Consider the following 14779-nt stretch of genomic DNA (forward strand, 5'->3'; position numbering starts at 1 on the left):
GCTGGCCTTCGATCTGGCCCGTAAAGCTAATACCATTCAGGCCTACAATGATTTTCTCAAAAAGTATCCCGGCGCGGCGCAGGTCATTGAAGCTACTCATCTGAGGGATGAGCTTGCCTTTGAGGAAGCCAGAAAGCAAAATACCATAGAAGCCTTTGAAAATTTCATCAAGCAGTATCCTCAGGCATTGCAGGTTACGGCAGCAACCCGGCTTTACCAGCGCCTCATTTTTGAAAAAGCCAAGCAGATAAATACCTTTGAGGCTTATACCGATTTCATCAGGAAATTCCCCGAAGGAGAGCAGTTTATCGATGTATTTAACCTCCGGTCGGCGGCCCTGGGTCAAAAATACCTGTCCTTCATTTTTCAGCCGTCCAAAATAATATGGATCAGGGGATTTGACCAGAATGGTGCAGTTGATGTACCTTCTGGGCTGTCGGTTGCCCCGGATGGAAAAATTACTTTCGCTGGTTCAACTGCTTCTCATGAAGGCTCTTCTCCGGAAGCATGGGTCGTATCTCTCGATCAGGAAGGGAAGTTGCTGTGGAGCAAGACCTTCCCGGCTAACAAGGGTTCCCATGTATCAGCCATACTGAATGCACCGTCAGGAGATTATATAATGGCAGGATACACCCAGAAGGAACTTCCGGAAGGTGAAATTAAGGCCTGGCTGCTGAAAATCAACCACCAGGGTTTTAAATACTGGGATAAAGAATACGAGGCAAATGAGTTCAAATCTTTGAGAATAAATAAGTCAGGGGAAATCCTGGCTTCCGGCTACTATTATGATTCCTTGTCTCTTCCATGCCAGTTTATAGGATTATATAAAGAATCTGGCAAAGTGTTCTGGGAAAGGAAATATACTGGCCGTGGCATAGTAAAGGATATGGAACCGGGTATGATGAACGAAGTGTATGCCGCCGGTAACCATTGGTGTTTCAAAACAGATCCAAACGGATACATCGTATGGGAATTTTATACCCCTCAGTCTGACAGCATTTTGGCCATGACGACAGCAAAAACGGGGGAAACCCTTTTACTTTGCAGTGCAGCAGATCAGCAGCTTAAAATCATAACCCTTGATAAATCGGGAAAGAAGACTTCAGAAAGAGTTTATATGAGTATTCCCAATTTGTTAATTCAGGGAATGGTGCTGCGTCCCTCAGGAGACATCCTTGCCTTCGGATCAGAAAACCGTAAGGCACTTGTTATCAATCTTTCAAAAACCGGAGCATGGCAAAAAGCACTTTCTTTCACCGCTGACTCTCCTTCTTCGGTACAATCGTTGTCTCTGTTGCCCGATAATACCGCTATTGTGCTCATTCAGGCAGGAACCGAAACAACCGGTTCGGATGCTCTCGTTCTGAAGATTGCGCCTGAAATCTGATCCCATCCTTTTTTGCTTTCGCATGCAAATTTTGGCCAGATTTAAATTTGCATAAGCTATCTTTGTTCTGTCCTGAAACAGATGCTTTTTATGGATTATCCCGATCCGCTTTCAGATGAATACCTTCTTCTGTTGGAAGAATTGCAGAAACAGAAAAAGGAACTGACCGACAGCATCCGGTATGCAAGCTACATTCAACAGGCCATGCTGCCTCCCCTGGAGCTATTTCTGCGATTGCTTCCTGAAAGCGTGGTCTTTTTTAAACCGCGTGAGCTTGTGAGCGGGGATTTCTACTGGATAGGAAAGCACAGGAAAAGGATTATTGTTGCTGCTGTTGATTGTACAGGTCATGGGGTGCCCGGAGGTCTCATGAGCGTAATGGGCATTTCTTTCCTCAATGAAATTGTGGGCCGGGGGGAAATTACTTCGGCAGCGTCCCTTCTCAATCAGCTCAGGGAAAGAGTTATGAAAGCCCTGCATCAGACAGGACGATGGGATGAACAAAAAGACGGCATGGACATTGCACTGTGCATCATCGATGCCGACCATCATCTGCTGCATTTCGCCGGTGCCAACAATCCTGCTTATGTGATTCGTAACCAGGAACTTATTGAAGTGCCGGGAGATAAAATGCCCATCGGAATTCATATGGTCACGGAAAAATCCTTCACAAACCATACTTTGGATATATTGGAAAATGACAAAGTGTATATCTTTACCGACGGTTTTATTGATCAGTTTGGAGGAGAAAAAGGAAAAAAGTTCAAAAACACCAGGTTCAGGGAACTGATAACCCATGTGGCTGAATTACCTTTTGCAGAGCAATATGGTGTTCTGGAGAACAAACTGGCCGATTGGAAAAAGGACCTTCCCCAGATTGACGATATTCTGATTGTAGGTTTTAGTCCATATGTCGCTTGTCAGTCAAAACTGCTGAAAAGTATCTGATATGCGTTTACTTGCTTTCCGGATCAAGAATTTCCGGTCAATTGTTGATTCAGGATTAAAATATCTCTCTCCCGATAATATTACGGTGTTAATCGGGCAGAATGAATCGGGGAAGACCTCCGTTCTGGAAGCTCTTAAAGCTTTTTCCGACGGAATCATTACAGACGATATGCTTCGCAGTGACCTGAGCCTGCCCGAAGTGTCCTGCCTTTTTGGGCTGGAGCCTGCTGAGTTAAAAAAAATCACTGAAATAAGGGGCATATCCCCTGAAGTTGCTGAGATTATCAGGAAAGAAAAAGAAATACTCCTCGTCCGCAGCTGGAATCCTGACAAAAGTTCCCTGGTAAGAATAGGAGGGGAGCGGGTGGAAGAAGTTTACAACAACCGTTTAAAGGACTTTCAGAAAGAACAGGATGAACTATTGAAACTCGCTGGAGAAATTGATTCTCAGCACGATAAAATACAATATGGAATTTCTGAACACACACGAAACATTGAACAGATAGAAAAGGATATCAAAACAATCGATAAAAGAATTAACGAACTCCGCAAAGCAATTCAGAAAGAAAAGAATTCAGAAAGGAAAGAAACATACAATATTGAACTGGACAGGATTACTCTTGAGAAAAAACGCCTCGAAAACAAACTGGAAATTGATCGTTCACAACTGGAATCCTTTCTGAATCAGAACAAGGAGATTTCGGAGAAATATCTTTATGCAAGAAACGTGCTTCAGGCTGAGGAGAAATTAAAATCAGCCAGGGAACATCTTGAACATCTCGAAAATGAAATCCGGAAGACAGAAGCCGGCAATCCGGATAACCCCAAACAGGCCCGGCATAAGGAGCAGATATTAAAACAACTGCGTGAACAATACACGCAGGCAAGAAAAAATCTGGATTCATCGCGTCAGGAGGCAGTTTACAGCAAAAAACTTCTGTCCAATATTGTTAAAGGCATGAATCCGGAACAGGCCCGCAGTAATGCTTCCCGCGAAACGGCTGCTTTTCTCGAACTTCTCATGCCCGAAGAACTGGGCGAACAATACATGAAATATGTTCCTGTCTTTCGTATGTTTGAAGATTTCAGCAGTCTTCTGCCCAACCGGATCGATCTTGATGACCTGATGGGTGAAAATGTACAGGCAGAAGGATTCAAGGCAGTACGAAATCTGCTGATTATTGCCGGTATCGAACCATCTTTCTTTTATCAGCAAAGCAACAGGATACTGAAGCAAAAAATTGAAAATCTGAACGGAGAGCTTACGGTCAATTTTCAGGATTACTGGAGGCAAAATGTTGGCAAAAACAGTAAAATTCGCATCCAGTTTGAACTGGAGCATTACGACATATCCCATCCGGAAAAAAGAGGAAAACCGTATCTGGAATTCTGGATTAAGGATGAATATGAACGACTTTATCCCAAGCAGCGGAGCAGGGGGGTCCGGTGGTTTCTTTCGTTTTTCCTTGAGCTGAAGGCTTCTGCCGTAACAGATTCACAGAAACAGATCCTTCTGATTGATGAACCTGGACTCAGCCTTCATGCACGGGCCCAGGAAGATGTATTAAAGGTCTTTGAAGACCTGAAAGACAAATTAATGATCATTTACACAACCCATTCCCCATATCTTGTTGATATTAACAAACTCCATCGGATAATAGCCGTTCAGCGGGCCATTGAGACCGATGAAACCAGCGAAACCATGCTTCTTGACGTGCATTCCCTGGCAAGGGCTTCAGCCGATACCCTTTCTCCTGTCTATTCCATCATGGGCGCCCGGATTTCAGACCAGCAGATTTTCTCACCCAAGAACAATGTCATTGTTGAAGATCTTTCCGCTTACTACTACTATACGGCTTTCTTCAAATTGCTCGAAATTGCTGAAAAAGTCTCCTTTATTCCTGCTACAGGCCCTGCCGAAGTTGGTATCCTTGCCAATATTCTCACCGGATGGAAACTGGATTTTATTGTTCTTACCAATGATACGGAAGCCGGAAGGATTATTCGTAATGAACTGAAAATTAACTTGTTTGGAAACGACGAAATCAAAGCTTCCCGGCATCTTCTTTCCCTGGAAAACGGGCGTTCGGTGGCCGATCTTTTTTCTACCATTGATTTTAAAAACCATGTGCTGCATCAAAGGGTTGGTATTACCGAATCCAACACGGAATACATTTTTTTCAATGATCTTTCTCCGGTTATTCTTGCGCACGGATTTCATCAGAATGTAATGAACGGGACCATCAAATGGGACGATCTTGACTCTGAATCGCGGACAAGAATATCTGAGGTGGCTGAGCGAATACTGGAACTTCTTAAAAAATAGTAACAAAAAAAAGAAGAGGTTCGGAAGTACGAACCTCTTCTTTTTTATTGATCGTGTATCCGTTTAACTCTTAGTAATAGCGGTCAATTTGTGAAGGCCTTTTCACCAGAATTTCGGGTTTCTCTTCATACACGGTGATAAGTCCGGTAATGGCCACATACCTGTTCTGGAACCACCGTATTGGTCTGCGCGAAAACTCTCTGGCAACCCAGCCGGGCACTACGGCACTGAAATCCTGATAGGGATAAGGTGCTCCAAAGTAGAGATAGTATTCATCGTTTTCATAGGCGTAGTAAACTTCATGTACCTTCCCGAAAACCCTGGCTATGTCGCCGACATAGTATATGGCATCATAGGCCGATACTGTTTCAATCCGGTATCCGATCGGGTAATCCCAGCAGCAATATTCAGGGTACCAGGTTCTGTACTCTCTGTACATATCGGTAGTCCAGTAAATATCTATGTACACGGGAGGTCTGTACGGGTATTTCACGCGCCGTACCTCAACGGAAACCGGAGGGGCCACATATACCTTCACCGGATGACGGTAATGAACATGGTTACTATGGTATCTGCGGTCATTGATTCGTTCGTTCACGTTGATTACTCTGGTTTGTCCGTTATAAACCACGGTCCGTGTTCCATTCACTACCACAGGAGGTTGATAGGTATTGCCGCTTCTTGAAACTCCGGCCCTCTGCGGTTCATTGTCTGCTCTCCCCGAAGACATGTTCCTTCTCTCGGAGGAAACAGCTCCGGCATTTCCCGTTGACCGGTTGTTTCCATCGGAATAAGTGCGGCGCTGCTGGGGAGTATCTCCCGAAGAACTGTTTTGACCCGAACTTCTGGAGGTTTCCCTGCTGCGCTGATTTTCCACAGAATTGGTGGTACTCCCTGAGGGCTGTTGTACCCTGGGTGCTTCATTGCGGCGGGATTCCGATGCCCTGCCGGCATTCCTGCTATCCGGTTCTGTATTTCTGTATGTCTCCCTGCTGCGCTGATTTTCCGAAGAATTAACAGTGCTCCTTACCGGCTGTTGCACCTGGGGCGCTTCATCCCGGCGGGATTCCGATGCCCTGCTGGCATTCCTGCTTTCCGGTTCTGCATTTCTTCTGCTCTCGCCCGCGGAAACTCCGGAGGATCTTACCGGTTCGGAAGCCCTTTGCGGTGCCGCCGTGGATTTTATTTCCTTCTTTTCATCGGATACTTGCGTTTCCGTTTTCTGGCCGTCTGTGGTTCTGGTCTTGTCCCTTCGGTTGGTTTGTGCTGTTCCGGCAACGGCTATCAGTAACAGCATGCCGACCAGTAATTTTGTTTTCATAGTTCCCGTTTTTAAGGGTTTCTGTTTAATTGCATCCAAATTTCTTGCCAAAGTTGCAAAAGATCCAATATTCTTCGAATTTATCTGGATTCCGTTAAGAACAATTCTTGTCTATGCGGTATGTTCGTCAAAATTCGTTTAATTTCGCAATCCAATGATATAACCTATAAACCTTTCAGGATATGCCGCTGAATGTGCCCGACAATCTGCCTGCCATACAACAACTGCGGGAAGAAAATATTTTTGTTATGCAGGAAACCCGGGCTGTCCATCAGGATATACGCCCGCTCAGGATTTTGATTCTCAACCTGATGCCTGTTAAAATTACTACCGAGACCCATCTTCTGCGAATGCTTTCCAATAATCCGCTGCAGATCGAAATTACCCTTATGCACACCATGACGCACACCTCAAAGAATACGCCCGTTGAGCATCTGAAAGCTTTTTACAAGACCTTTCATCAGGTGAAAGAAAAGAAATTTGACGGGTTCATTATCACAGGCGCTCCGGTGGAACATATGGAATTCGAAGAGGTGGATTACTGGAAGGAACTTACTGAAATAATGGACTGGTCAACCGGTCATGTTACTTCCACCTTATATATCTGCTGGGCTGCGCAGGCTGGTTTGTATTATTTCTATGGCATACCCAAATACCCTTTGCCGGAAAAAATGTTTGGAGTGTTCCGGCACAAAGTAAATAATCCCAGAATCCCTCTGGTGCGAGGATTTGACGATGAATTTCTGGCTCCTCACAGCCGCCATACCGAAATCCGCAGAAGCGATATTGAGAAAATTCATGACCTCGAAATCGTTTCAGAGTCTGATAAGGCCGGAGTGTATATCGTTGTTTCGAAAGATGGCCGCAAAGTCTTCGTAACCGGACATTCAGAATATGATCCTTATACCCTCAGGGATGAATACCTGCGCGATAAAAACAAAGGTTTGCCCATCCACGTTCCTGAAAACTATTTTCCGGAAAACGACCCTTCAAAGGAACCGCTTGTTTACTGGAGAAGCCATGCAAATCTGCTTTTTTCCAACTGGCTGAATTATTATGTGTACCAGGTTACTCCCTATATCCTTAACGGAGACTAAAATAAAAAACCGCATTAATCGTAATCTCACTGAAAGCCCCTTTCGTCAGGCTTAGGGTGCCAGGTTATTCAACCTTCCGCTGCGACAGCAAGCTGTCAGTGTTGCGGCCTGATTTAGGAACCTATGAGCTTAACCCTTATCAGTTCCGATTTGTTGAGCTTTGCGGGATTAGTAATTAATGCGGCTGTATCTTGTCGTTAAAAGAACGTTTCCGAGGTAAATATACTAAATAAATTTCGTTTTCCATACGTTTTAAGCCTGCTTTTTAACAATTTTTCTAACCGTATTTCATTTCCGCCTGAATATAAAAACATTATGGATGATTTGCTCAATTGTTTGTAAATCAAACATATATCAGTATTATTCCCACCTGCCGGGTATGGAATACCCGCAAAAGCGGCATTTCCCCTTCACTATGTTATTCGAAAGAATCCGGTATCCTTTGCGTTCAATTACCATTTTGCCGCAGCCGGGACAATACGTGTTTTCAGCATCATTGCCGGGTACATTTCCTATGTAAACGTATTTCATCCCTTCTTCCATGGCAATTGACCGGGCCTGCTGAAGCACTCCAACAGGTGTCGGGGCAACCTGTGTAAGCTTGTATTGCGGCATAAAACGGCTGAAATGCAAAGGACAATCCGAAAGGCCATTACCGACGAGCCATTGACACATAGACCGGATCATTTTCATGTTGTCCGTCCAACCGGGAATGATCAGGTTGGTTATTTCCAGCCACACTCCTTCCTGTTTGAGCACGAGCAATGTATTGAGAACAGGCTGTAGTTTCCCTGCATTCAGTTTCAGATAGATGCTTTCATCAAATGATTTGAGGTCTATATTGGCAGCATCAATATACCGGGCCAGCGCCCGGAGAGGCTTCTCATTGATATATCCGTTGCTGTGCAGGGTGTTGTATATCCCTTTTTTATGCGCTATTACCGAGGTATCATACGTGTACTCGTAAAAAGTAACGGGTTCGGAATAGGTATAGGCTATAGACCGGCATCCCGATGCAAGGCATTTCTCCACCACTTTGTCCGGCATCAGATCGAAGTTATCCGTTTCTTTGGGGCTGGCCTGTGAAATGGTCCAGTTCTGGCAGTTAAGACAACCGAAATTGCATCCGGCTGTTGCAATGGAGTAAACAAGTGTCCCCGGCATAAAATGAAACAAGGGTTTCTTTTCCATCGGGTCAATATGAACTGCGCAGGGATTACCATATGCGATGGTATAGAGTTTTCCTCTGAAGTTTACACGGTTTCGGCAGTCACTGGTTTCCCCCGGACGCAAGGTACATTCATTGGGGCAAATCAGGCACTTTACTCCGCGTGGCGTTTCTTCCCAGAAAATTGCCTCGCGGCTCCATTTCCATAATTGTTCATCTCCAGGCACTGCAGCGAAAATTCCGCTTCCTTTTCCAAAGGAAGACAAGAACATTCCTCCGCATCCTGCAAATATCCCCGTACGAAGAAATTCTCTTCTGTTAAGTTTGGAAGCCATACAAGGTGTTTTATCAACGGATGGCAGTTTAACAGATCGATGCCTTATGCAAAGATACGATATTTTGTTCCTAAAAGCACGTTCTTTCTGGCATTGTCAGGTAGCTGAAGAACCATAAAATGGAGTATCTTTGCAGTGCCAGTATGCCGTTTTATCGCTTCCGGTTTTGGCCGGAAGAGGAAAGTCCGGGCAGCTCAGAACACTGCACTCCCGAAAGGGAGATACCCGCGAGGGTATGAAGACGGAACAGAGAACAACCGTCCGCTCTTATGCGGATAAGGGTGAAAAGGCGGGGTAAGAGCCCACCGGCCCGTATGGTGACATCGGGTGCTGTCCGTCCTGCAGGCTGAAAGGCCGCGTATATCCCGGTTTCAGGTTTTCTGAAACTGTATGTTCTGGCAGAATCCGGTGATTCCGGATACCGGGAGGGGTAGGCCGCTCAGAGAAATGATAAGAATTCCGCTTCCGCGGAATACAGAACCTGGCTTACAGGCAAACTGGCCAACGAAAGGATACCGCTTCAGGCGATATCCTTTCTCGTTTTATCAAAAGGCATTGATTGTTTCCCTGATGCGGACCAGATGCTCCAGAAGGGATTCCAGCCGGCTGAGGTGCAGCATATTGGCTCCGTCTGACAAAGCCCTGGAGGGGTCAGGATGCGTTTCACAGAAAATTCCGTCAGCCCCGGTTGCTATTCCCGCCCTGGCAATCGTTTCAATCAGTTCAGGTTTCCCTCCACTGACTCCGGAACTTTGATTGGGTTGCTGCAGCGAATGAGTTATATCAACCACAACCGGAAATCCTGTCTTTTGCATCTCGGCAATGCCCCGAAAATCAACAATGAGGTCCTGATAACCAAACATGGTGCCCCGTTCTGTGAGGATGACCTTTGAATTGCCGGAATCAACCACTTTTTGTGCAGCAAAACGCATTGATTCCGGTGCCAGGAACTGACCTTTCTTGATATTGACAATTTTTCCCGTAAGGGCTGCCGCAACAAGCAGGTCGGTCTGACGGCACAGGAATGCCGGAATTTGAAGGATATCCACATACTTCGCGGCCATTTCAGCTTCCGGGATAGAATGAATATCGGTAATTACCGGAACGTGCAGTTTTTCCCTCACTTTGGCCAGAATTTCAAGGGCTTTTTCATCCCCGATACCCTGAAAGGAATCCAGCCTGCTCCGGTTGGCCTTCCGGTACGAGGCCTTAAATACATAAGGAATGCGGAAGGCTGTTGTGATTTCCTTTACTTTTCCGGCAACATCGAAACATAAAGTTTCGCTTTCCACCACACAGGGACCTGCCAGAAGAAAAAACTGACCGCTGTCCAGATCCTTGATCCAGGGAAGCCCCTGTAACACATTCATTCGATTATTTTCTGCCTTGTTCATATTGAATAGGGATATTTGTTTTTCCACCATCGCTTCAGTCGTTCGGCAATTTCTTTTTCGCGTGCATTATCCTGAGGTTCATAGAGCAAAAGCGACCTGATTTCAGGAGGGAGAAATTCTTCCTGAACAAAATTACCCTCATAGTCATGGGCATATTTATAATCTTTTCCATAGCCCAGTTCTTTCATTAACTGGGTGGGGGCATTCCTGATGGCCAGGGGAACGCTGAGGTCACCGGTTGTTTTCACTGTATCCAAAGCTTTCTCTATGGCCATGTAGGCTGAATTGCTTTTGGGTGAGGTAGCCAGATAGATGGCAGTTTCTGAAAGAATGATCCTTGCTTCGGGCATTCCCACCTGGTGAACCGCCTGAAAGCAGGCATTGGCGAGCAACAGCGCATTGGGGTTTGCCAGGCCGATATCTTCAGCGGCCAGAATGATCATTCTGCGTGCAATAAATAAAATGTCTTCTCCTCCTTCCAGCATACGGGCAAGCCAGTAAACCGCCCCGTTGGGATCACTGCCTCTTACCGACTTGATAAATGCTGAAATAATATCATAATGCTGTTCTCCTGCTTTGTCATACAGGGCGATTTTTTCCGTTATGCATCGGGTAACCGTTTCATTGGTTATTTCTACCGGCCCGCTTTCAGACGGATGCGCCTGCACTACAATTTCCAGTATGTTTAAAAGCTTGCGGGCATCTCCTCCTGAATACCTCAGAATGGCTTCCGTTTCCAGCACATGGATTTCCATTTTTTTCAGAACAACGTCCTGTTCAATGGCACGCTGCAAAATGGTCATAAGTTCATTTTTCCCCAGTGGTTTCAGTACGTACACCTGGCATCTTGAAAGCAACGGGGCAATCACTTCAAAGGAAGGATTTTCCGTCGTTGCCCCCATGAGAACCACAGTGCCGTTCTCAACTGCACTGAGCAGGGCGTCCTGCTGCGATTTGCTGAAACGGTGAATCTCATCAATGAAAAGGATAGGAGGGGGGGAGTCCATAAAACGGGTCTTTTTGGCCTTTTCAATCATCTCCCTTACGTCTTTTACCCCCGAATGTACAGCACTCAGCATGTAAAACGGTCTTTTAAGCTCAGCGGCTATGATCTGTGCCAGTGTTGTTTTCCCGACTCCCGGTGGCCCCCATAAAATAAGGGAATGCAACTGACCCGACTCGATCACTTTCCTCAGAATAGCGCCCTGTCCGGTCAGATGCTCCTGACCGATGTAATCAGAGAGATGTTTTGGCCTCATTCGTTCGGCAAGCGGCGCAAGACCCATCAGCAATTGCATTATGAACAACATGCCAAGTTAGAATAATATTTTTAAATTTGTGGTGATATGGAAATGCCTCAGGATGTAATTAACCATTAAAAAACTGATTATGAAAGCTTTCCGAAGTTTGTTGCTTTTTGCCGGCTTTTTTTCTTTGATGTTTCCTCTGAATGCCCAGTTGGGAGATATTGGAACCCTTGTGGCTGGCGGACCGAAAGATGCTGAACTTTTGCTTCAGAACTACCTTAAACCATTTGGAAATGCCCTCGGAGCTAACCTTTCTGCCGGTTGGTACTCAACAGCTAAGTCGCATAATCTCCTGGGTTTCGACATTACGCTGTCAACCTCTGTTGCATTTGTTCCACAAGCCGACCGGATGTTTGATGCCAGCCGCCTGGCTCTGACCAACTCAGGAAATGTTTCCGCTCATGTAACCGGCACCAGTTCACCTACTTTCTCAGGAAAGAGGGAAGCCGGCCAGGAAATCACGTATATTTATACCTACAATTCAACCCCTTATGAAATTGCCAAATATAAAACTCCTCAGGGTACCGGGCTCACATTTCTTCCCAGCCCTATGCTCAAGGTGGGAATTGGCCTGATCAAAGGCACCGAAATCATGGGGCGGTATGTCCCTAAAGTGGGTCTTGGCAAATTCGGCGATTTCAGTTTATGGGGAGTAGGAATAAAACACGAACTGAAACAGTATATTCCTGTACTGAGCAGGGTGCCCATTCTGAACATTTCTCTGATGGGCGGATATACCAAAATGAACAGCGGTGCAAATATTTCGTTTACTCCTGACGATCTTGGTGTAACCGTTTCCAATCCCCCCAGCCCGGATACCTGGAAAAATCAGAGAATGGATCTCGGCGTATCAAACTGGACGGTCAATCTTCTTGTTTCTGCTGACCTGCCAATAATTGCCGTTTACGGAGGCGCCGGAGTTTCCTCCTCCAAAACGGCACTGAAACTTAAGGGGAACTTCCCGATACCTACATTGAACACAACCACAGCCCAAGTGGAGGTTCAACCCTTGGCCAATCCAATCGATATTTCTATTGAAGGGAAAGACGGCGGCATTACCAAACCACGGCTGAATGCAGGATTTAAACTCAAGCTGGGTTTGCTTCATATCAATTTTGATTACATCTATGCAAACTATTCCATTGCCACGGCGGGATTTGGGATCAGCTTCCGTTAAATCACAAAATCAAGAACAGGGAAGGCTGGTCCGGAACTGACCAGCCTTTCGTTTTTATACTGTACCTGATGGTTTTTTGAAAAAGTTACTTAATGAAATGGCAGAATGAGACGAACGGAGAACAAAATTGGAATGAACCATCTCAACTCACTGCAACTGTCAGAATATCGCAGTTTACTGCGAATTCTCCGCCCGGCTTTTTCCGAGGGTGAAATTGCAAGAATCAAGCAGGTTATTCGTTTTCTTCATCAGTCTGTTTCGGAAAAATCCGAAGATCTGGTCGAAAAATCTTTTAACCAGGCTCTTTCGGTTGCATCGGTTGTGGCCGGAGATATAGGTCTCGGCACCCATTCAGTAATAGCTGCTTTGTTATATAAGGCCGCTGAATTACATATTGTATCTGAACACGATATAAAGAATCTGGGCGGCGATAAATGCGCTGAGCTGGTAGAGGGTCTCATCAGGATATCTTCGTTTGAAATGCAGCCTTCAGCAGGGCAGGCCGAAAATTTCAGGCAACTTCTCCTCGCTTTGGCTGCGGATATAAGGATTATACTGATTAAGCTGGCGGAAAGGCTCGTTGTTATGCGGTCTATGGATAAGGAAGACCTTCCCTTCCGCCTCCGGTTAGCATGGGAAGCATTCAATCTGTATGCTCCACTGGCTCACCGGCTGGGACTCTATAACCTGAAATCGGAGATGGAAGATATTGCCATGAAGCATTCTGACCCGGAAAACTATTTTCTGATTGAGCAGAGGCTTCGTGAAACATCAAGGAAGAGAACCCGTTTAATCAGGGAATTTATTACCCCCATCGAAAATGAATTAACCGCCCAGGGATTCCGATATGAGATAAAAAGCCGCACCAAATCGGTATGGAGCATCTGGAATAAGATGAAGAAACAACAGGTGAGCTTTGATGAAATCTATGATGTATTTGCCATCAGGATCATTATTGATTCGGAACCCAAAAATGAAAAATCAGACTGCTGGCGGGTTTACTCAATTGTCACTGATCTTTACCAGCCCAATCCGCAACGGCTGCGCGACTGGATTTCAGTACCCAAATCCAATGGCTATGAATCCCTTCATACTACGGTCATAGGCCCTGGTGGTACCTGGGTGGAGGTTCAGATTCGTACCCGCCGCATGGATGACATTGCAGAAAAAGGTTTTGCCGCCCACTGGAAGTATAAAGGAGTCCGTGATGACAATTCACTTGATCAGTGGCTTGGAAAAGTGAGGGAATTACTCGAAATGCCTGCTGCCGATGCGTCTGAAATCCTGGACGAATTGCAGCGCAATCCCCTGAACGAGGAAGTTTTCGTTTTCACCCCAAAAGGCGATCTGAGGAAGTTTCCCCAGGGAGCTACTGTGCTCGATTTTGCCTTCGATATCCATACCCAGGTGGGATGCAGTTGCATGGGGGCCAAAGTGAACGGAAAAAACGTACCCATCCGCTATGTGTTGCGAAATGGTGATAAAGTGGAAATCCTTCAGGGTAAGTCCCAGAAACCTAAACCCGATTGGCTCGATTTTGTCGTTACCACAAAGGCGAAAACCCGCATCCGCCAGTACCTGAAAGAAGAAGTTGTCCGTGAAGCCGAACACGGAAAGGAACTTCTGATGCGCAGAATGAAGAACTGGAAAGTTGATTACAACGACGAAAACATCAGAAAACTCCTCGACCATTATAAACTAAAGACATCATCCGATTTGTTTTACAGGATTTCTGTCCATGAAATTGATCTGGCCGAAGTAAAAAACATACTTACCCGCAGGGAAGAACCTGAAACTGTTGCTGAACCACTTCAGCCCGCAGTTCCTGCCGAAACAGTTACTGTCCCCCAGACCCGGTCAGAAGACTTTCTTGTAATTGATGACAAAATCAAAAACGTGGATTACCGCCTGGCCAAATGCTGTTCTCCGGTTCCGGGTGACGAGATTTTCGGATTTGTTACCGTAAGTGAAGGAATCAAAATCCACCGGATCAACTGCCCTAATGCCCGTCAGCTTCTCCAGAAATACGGATACCGGGTTGTCAAAGCTCACTGGAAATACCCGGAAGGAACTGGCTATTTTGAAGCAGTTATCCGTATAACAGGAATTGATGAGCTGGGAGTAATCAATAAACTGACGGATGTGATTTCACGCGATTTGCGGGTGAATATGCGTTCCCTCTCCATTGATGCCAAAGAAGGCATCTACGAAGGATTTGTCCGCGTAATGGTTCGCGATAAAATCCATCTTAATGAACTGATCCACCGGTTGGCAAAAGTGAAAGGCGTACTGACCGTTTCCCGGGTGGAAGGAATGTAG

At 45.7% G+C, this 14779-nt stretch carries 10 protein-coding genes and 1 other RNA gene; 7 read left to right on the plus strand and 4 right to left on the minus strand.

The features are described from left to right. The 3 genes from GX419_11305 to GX419_11315 all read left to right on the plus strand — a co-directional run. On the plus strand, window positions 1-1387 hold a 1387-nt coding region (locus GX419_11305; GenBank protein ID NLI25280.1), incomplete at its 5' end, for a hypothetical protein. Window positions 1388-1477: 90 nt separating this feature from the next. Then, window positions 1478-2335 carry a SpoIIE family protein phosphatase gene (locus GX419_11310; protein ID NLI25281.1) on the plus strand — a complete coding sequence of 286 codons (858 nt, stop codon included), beginning with the start codon at window positions 1478-1480 and terminating at the stop codon, window positions 2333-2335. A gap of 1 nt (window position 2336) precedes the next feature. Beyond that, the gene (locus tag GX419_11315) at window positions 2337-4661 is read left to right on the plus strand and encodes an AAA family ATPase (GenBank protein NLI25282.1); all 2325 of its coding nucleotides are present in this window, start codon (window positions 2337-2339) and stop codon (window positions 4659-4661) included. A 70-nt stretch (window positions 4662-4731) separates the two neighbouring features. Here GX419_11315 and GX419_11320 read toward each other — a convergent pair whose 3' ends face one another. Continuing rightward, on the minus strand, window positions 4732-5982 hold the full coding sequence (locus GX419_11320) for a hypothetical protein (protein NLI25283.1): 1251 nt from the start codon (window positions 5980-5982) through the stop codon (window positions 4732-4734). A 182-nt stretch (window positions 5983-6164) separates the two neighbouring features. Here GX419_11320 and metA point away from each other — a divergent pair, with 182 nt between their 5' ends. Then, entirely contained in the window at window positions 6165-7079 is a 915-nt protein-coding gene (metA, locus tag GX419_11325) for a homoserine O-succinyltransferase (GenBank protein ID NLI25284.1), read from the plus strand. Window positions 7080-7439: 360 nt separating this feature from the next. Here metA and amrS read toward each other — a convergent pair whose 3' ends face one another. Then, a complete protein-coding gene (amrS, locus tag GX419_11330; GenBank protein NLI25285.1) occupies window positions 7440-8519 on the minus strand; it encodes an AmmeMemoRadiSam system radical SAM enzyme in 1080 nt (359 codons plus the stop codon). Between the two features lie 201 nt (window positions 8520-8720). Between amrS and rnpB the strand changes: the two genes are divergently transcribed. Continuing rightward, window positions 8721-9087: RNase P RNA component class A (rnpB, locus tag GX419_11335), an RNA gene on the plus strand. Window positions 9088-9127: 40 nt separating this feature from the next. On the opposite strand, the gene kdsA is transcribed toward rnpB, so the two are convergent. Both kdsA and GX419_11345 read right to left on the minus strand, forming a co-directional pair. Continuing rightward, window positions 9128-9952: a 3-deoxy-8-phosphooctulonate synthase gene (kdsA, locus tag GX419_11340; GenBank protein ID NLI25286.1), complete on the minus strand. Its 825-nt coding sequence runs from the start codon at window positions 9950-9952 to the stop codon at window positions 9128-9130. Window positions 9953-9972: 20 nt separating this feature from the next. Further along, the gene (locus tag GX419_11345; GenBank protein NLI25287.1) at window positions 9973-11262 is read right to left on the minus strand and encodes a replication-associated recombination protein A; all 1290 of its coding nucleotides are present in this window, start codon (window positions 11260-11262) and stop codon (window positions 9973-9975) included. 103 nt (window positions 11263-11365) lie between these two features. On the opposite strand from GX419_11345, the gene GX419_11350 reads away from it, so the two are divergent. Then, on the plus strand, window positions 11366-12460 hold the full coding sequence (locus GX419_11350; GenBank protein ID NLI25288.1) for a hypothetical protein: 1095 nt from the start codon (window positions 11366-11368) through the stop codon (window positions 12458-12460). Window positions 12461-12592: 132 nt separating this feature from the next. Further along, window positions 12593-14779, plus strand: coding sequence for a bifunctional (p)ppGpp synthetase/guanosine-3',5'-bis(diphosphate) 3'-pyrophosphohydrolase (locus GX419_11355; protein NLI25289.1), 2187 nt, complete (start codon window positions 12593-12595; stop codon window positions 14777-14779).

It is taken from the genome of Bacteroidales bacterium, from assembly GCA_012517825.1.
Classification (GTDB): Bacteria; Bacteroidota; Bacteroidia; order Bacteroidales; family JAAYUG01; genus JAAYUG01.

Bases quoted from the DNA above. Each gene is read 5' to 3' on its own strand.
- GX419_11345 (NLI25287.1), bottom strand. From the start codon at position 11,262: ATGGGTCTTGCGCCGCTTGCCGAACGAATGAGGCCAAAACATCTCTCT.
- GX419_11310 (NLI25281.1), top strand. From the start codon at position 1,478: ATGGATTATCCCGATCCGCTTTCAGATGAATACCTTCTTCTGTTGGAA.
- GX419_11320 (NLI25283.1), bottom strand. From the start codon at position 5,982: ATGAAAACAAAATTACTGGTCGGCATGCTGTTACTGATAGCCGTTGCC.
- GX419_11315 (NLI25282.1), top strand. From the start codon at position 2,337: ATGCGTTTACTTGCTTTCCGGATCAAGAATTTCCGGTCAATTGTTGAT.
- GX419_11355 (NLI25289.1), top strand. From the start codon at position 12,593: ATGAACCATCTCAACTCACTGCAACTGTCAGAATATCGCAGTTTACTG.
- metA (NLI25284.1), top strand. From the start codon at position 6,165: ATGCCGCTGAATGTGCCCGACAATCTGCCTGCCATACAACAACTGCGG.
- kdsA (NLI25286.1), bottom strand. From the start codon at position 9,952: ATGAATGTGTTACAGGGGCTTCCCTGGATCAAGGATCTGGACAGCGGT.
- amrS (NLI25285.1), bottom strand. From the start codon at position 8,519: ATGTTCTTGTCTTCCTTTGGAAAAGGAAGCGGAATTTTCGCTGCAGTG.
- GX419_11350 (NLI25288.1), top strand. From the start codon at position 11,366: ATGAAAGCTTTCCGAAGTTTGTTGCTTTTTGCCGGCTTTTTTTCTTTG.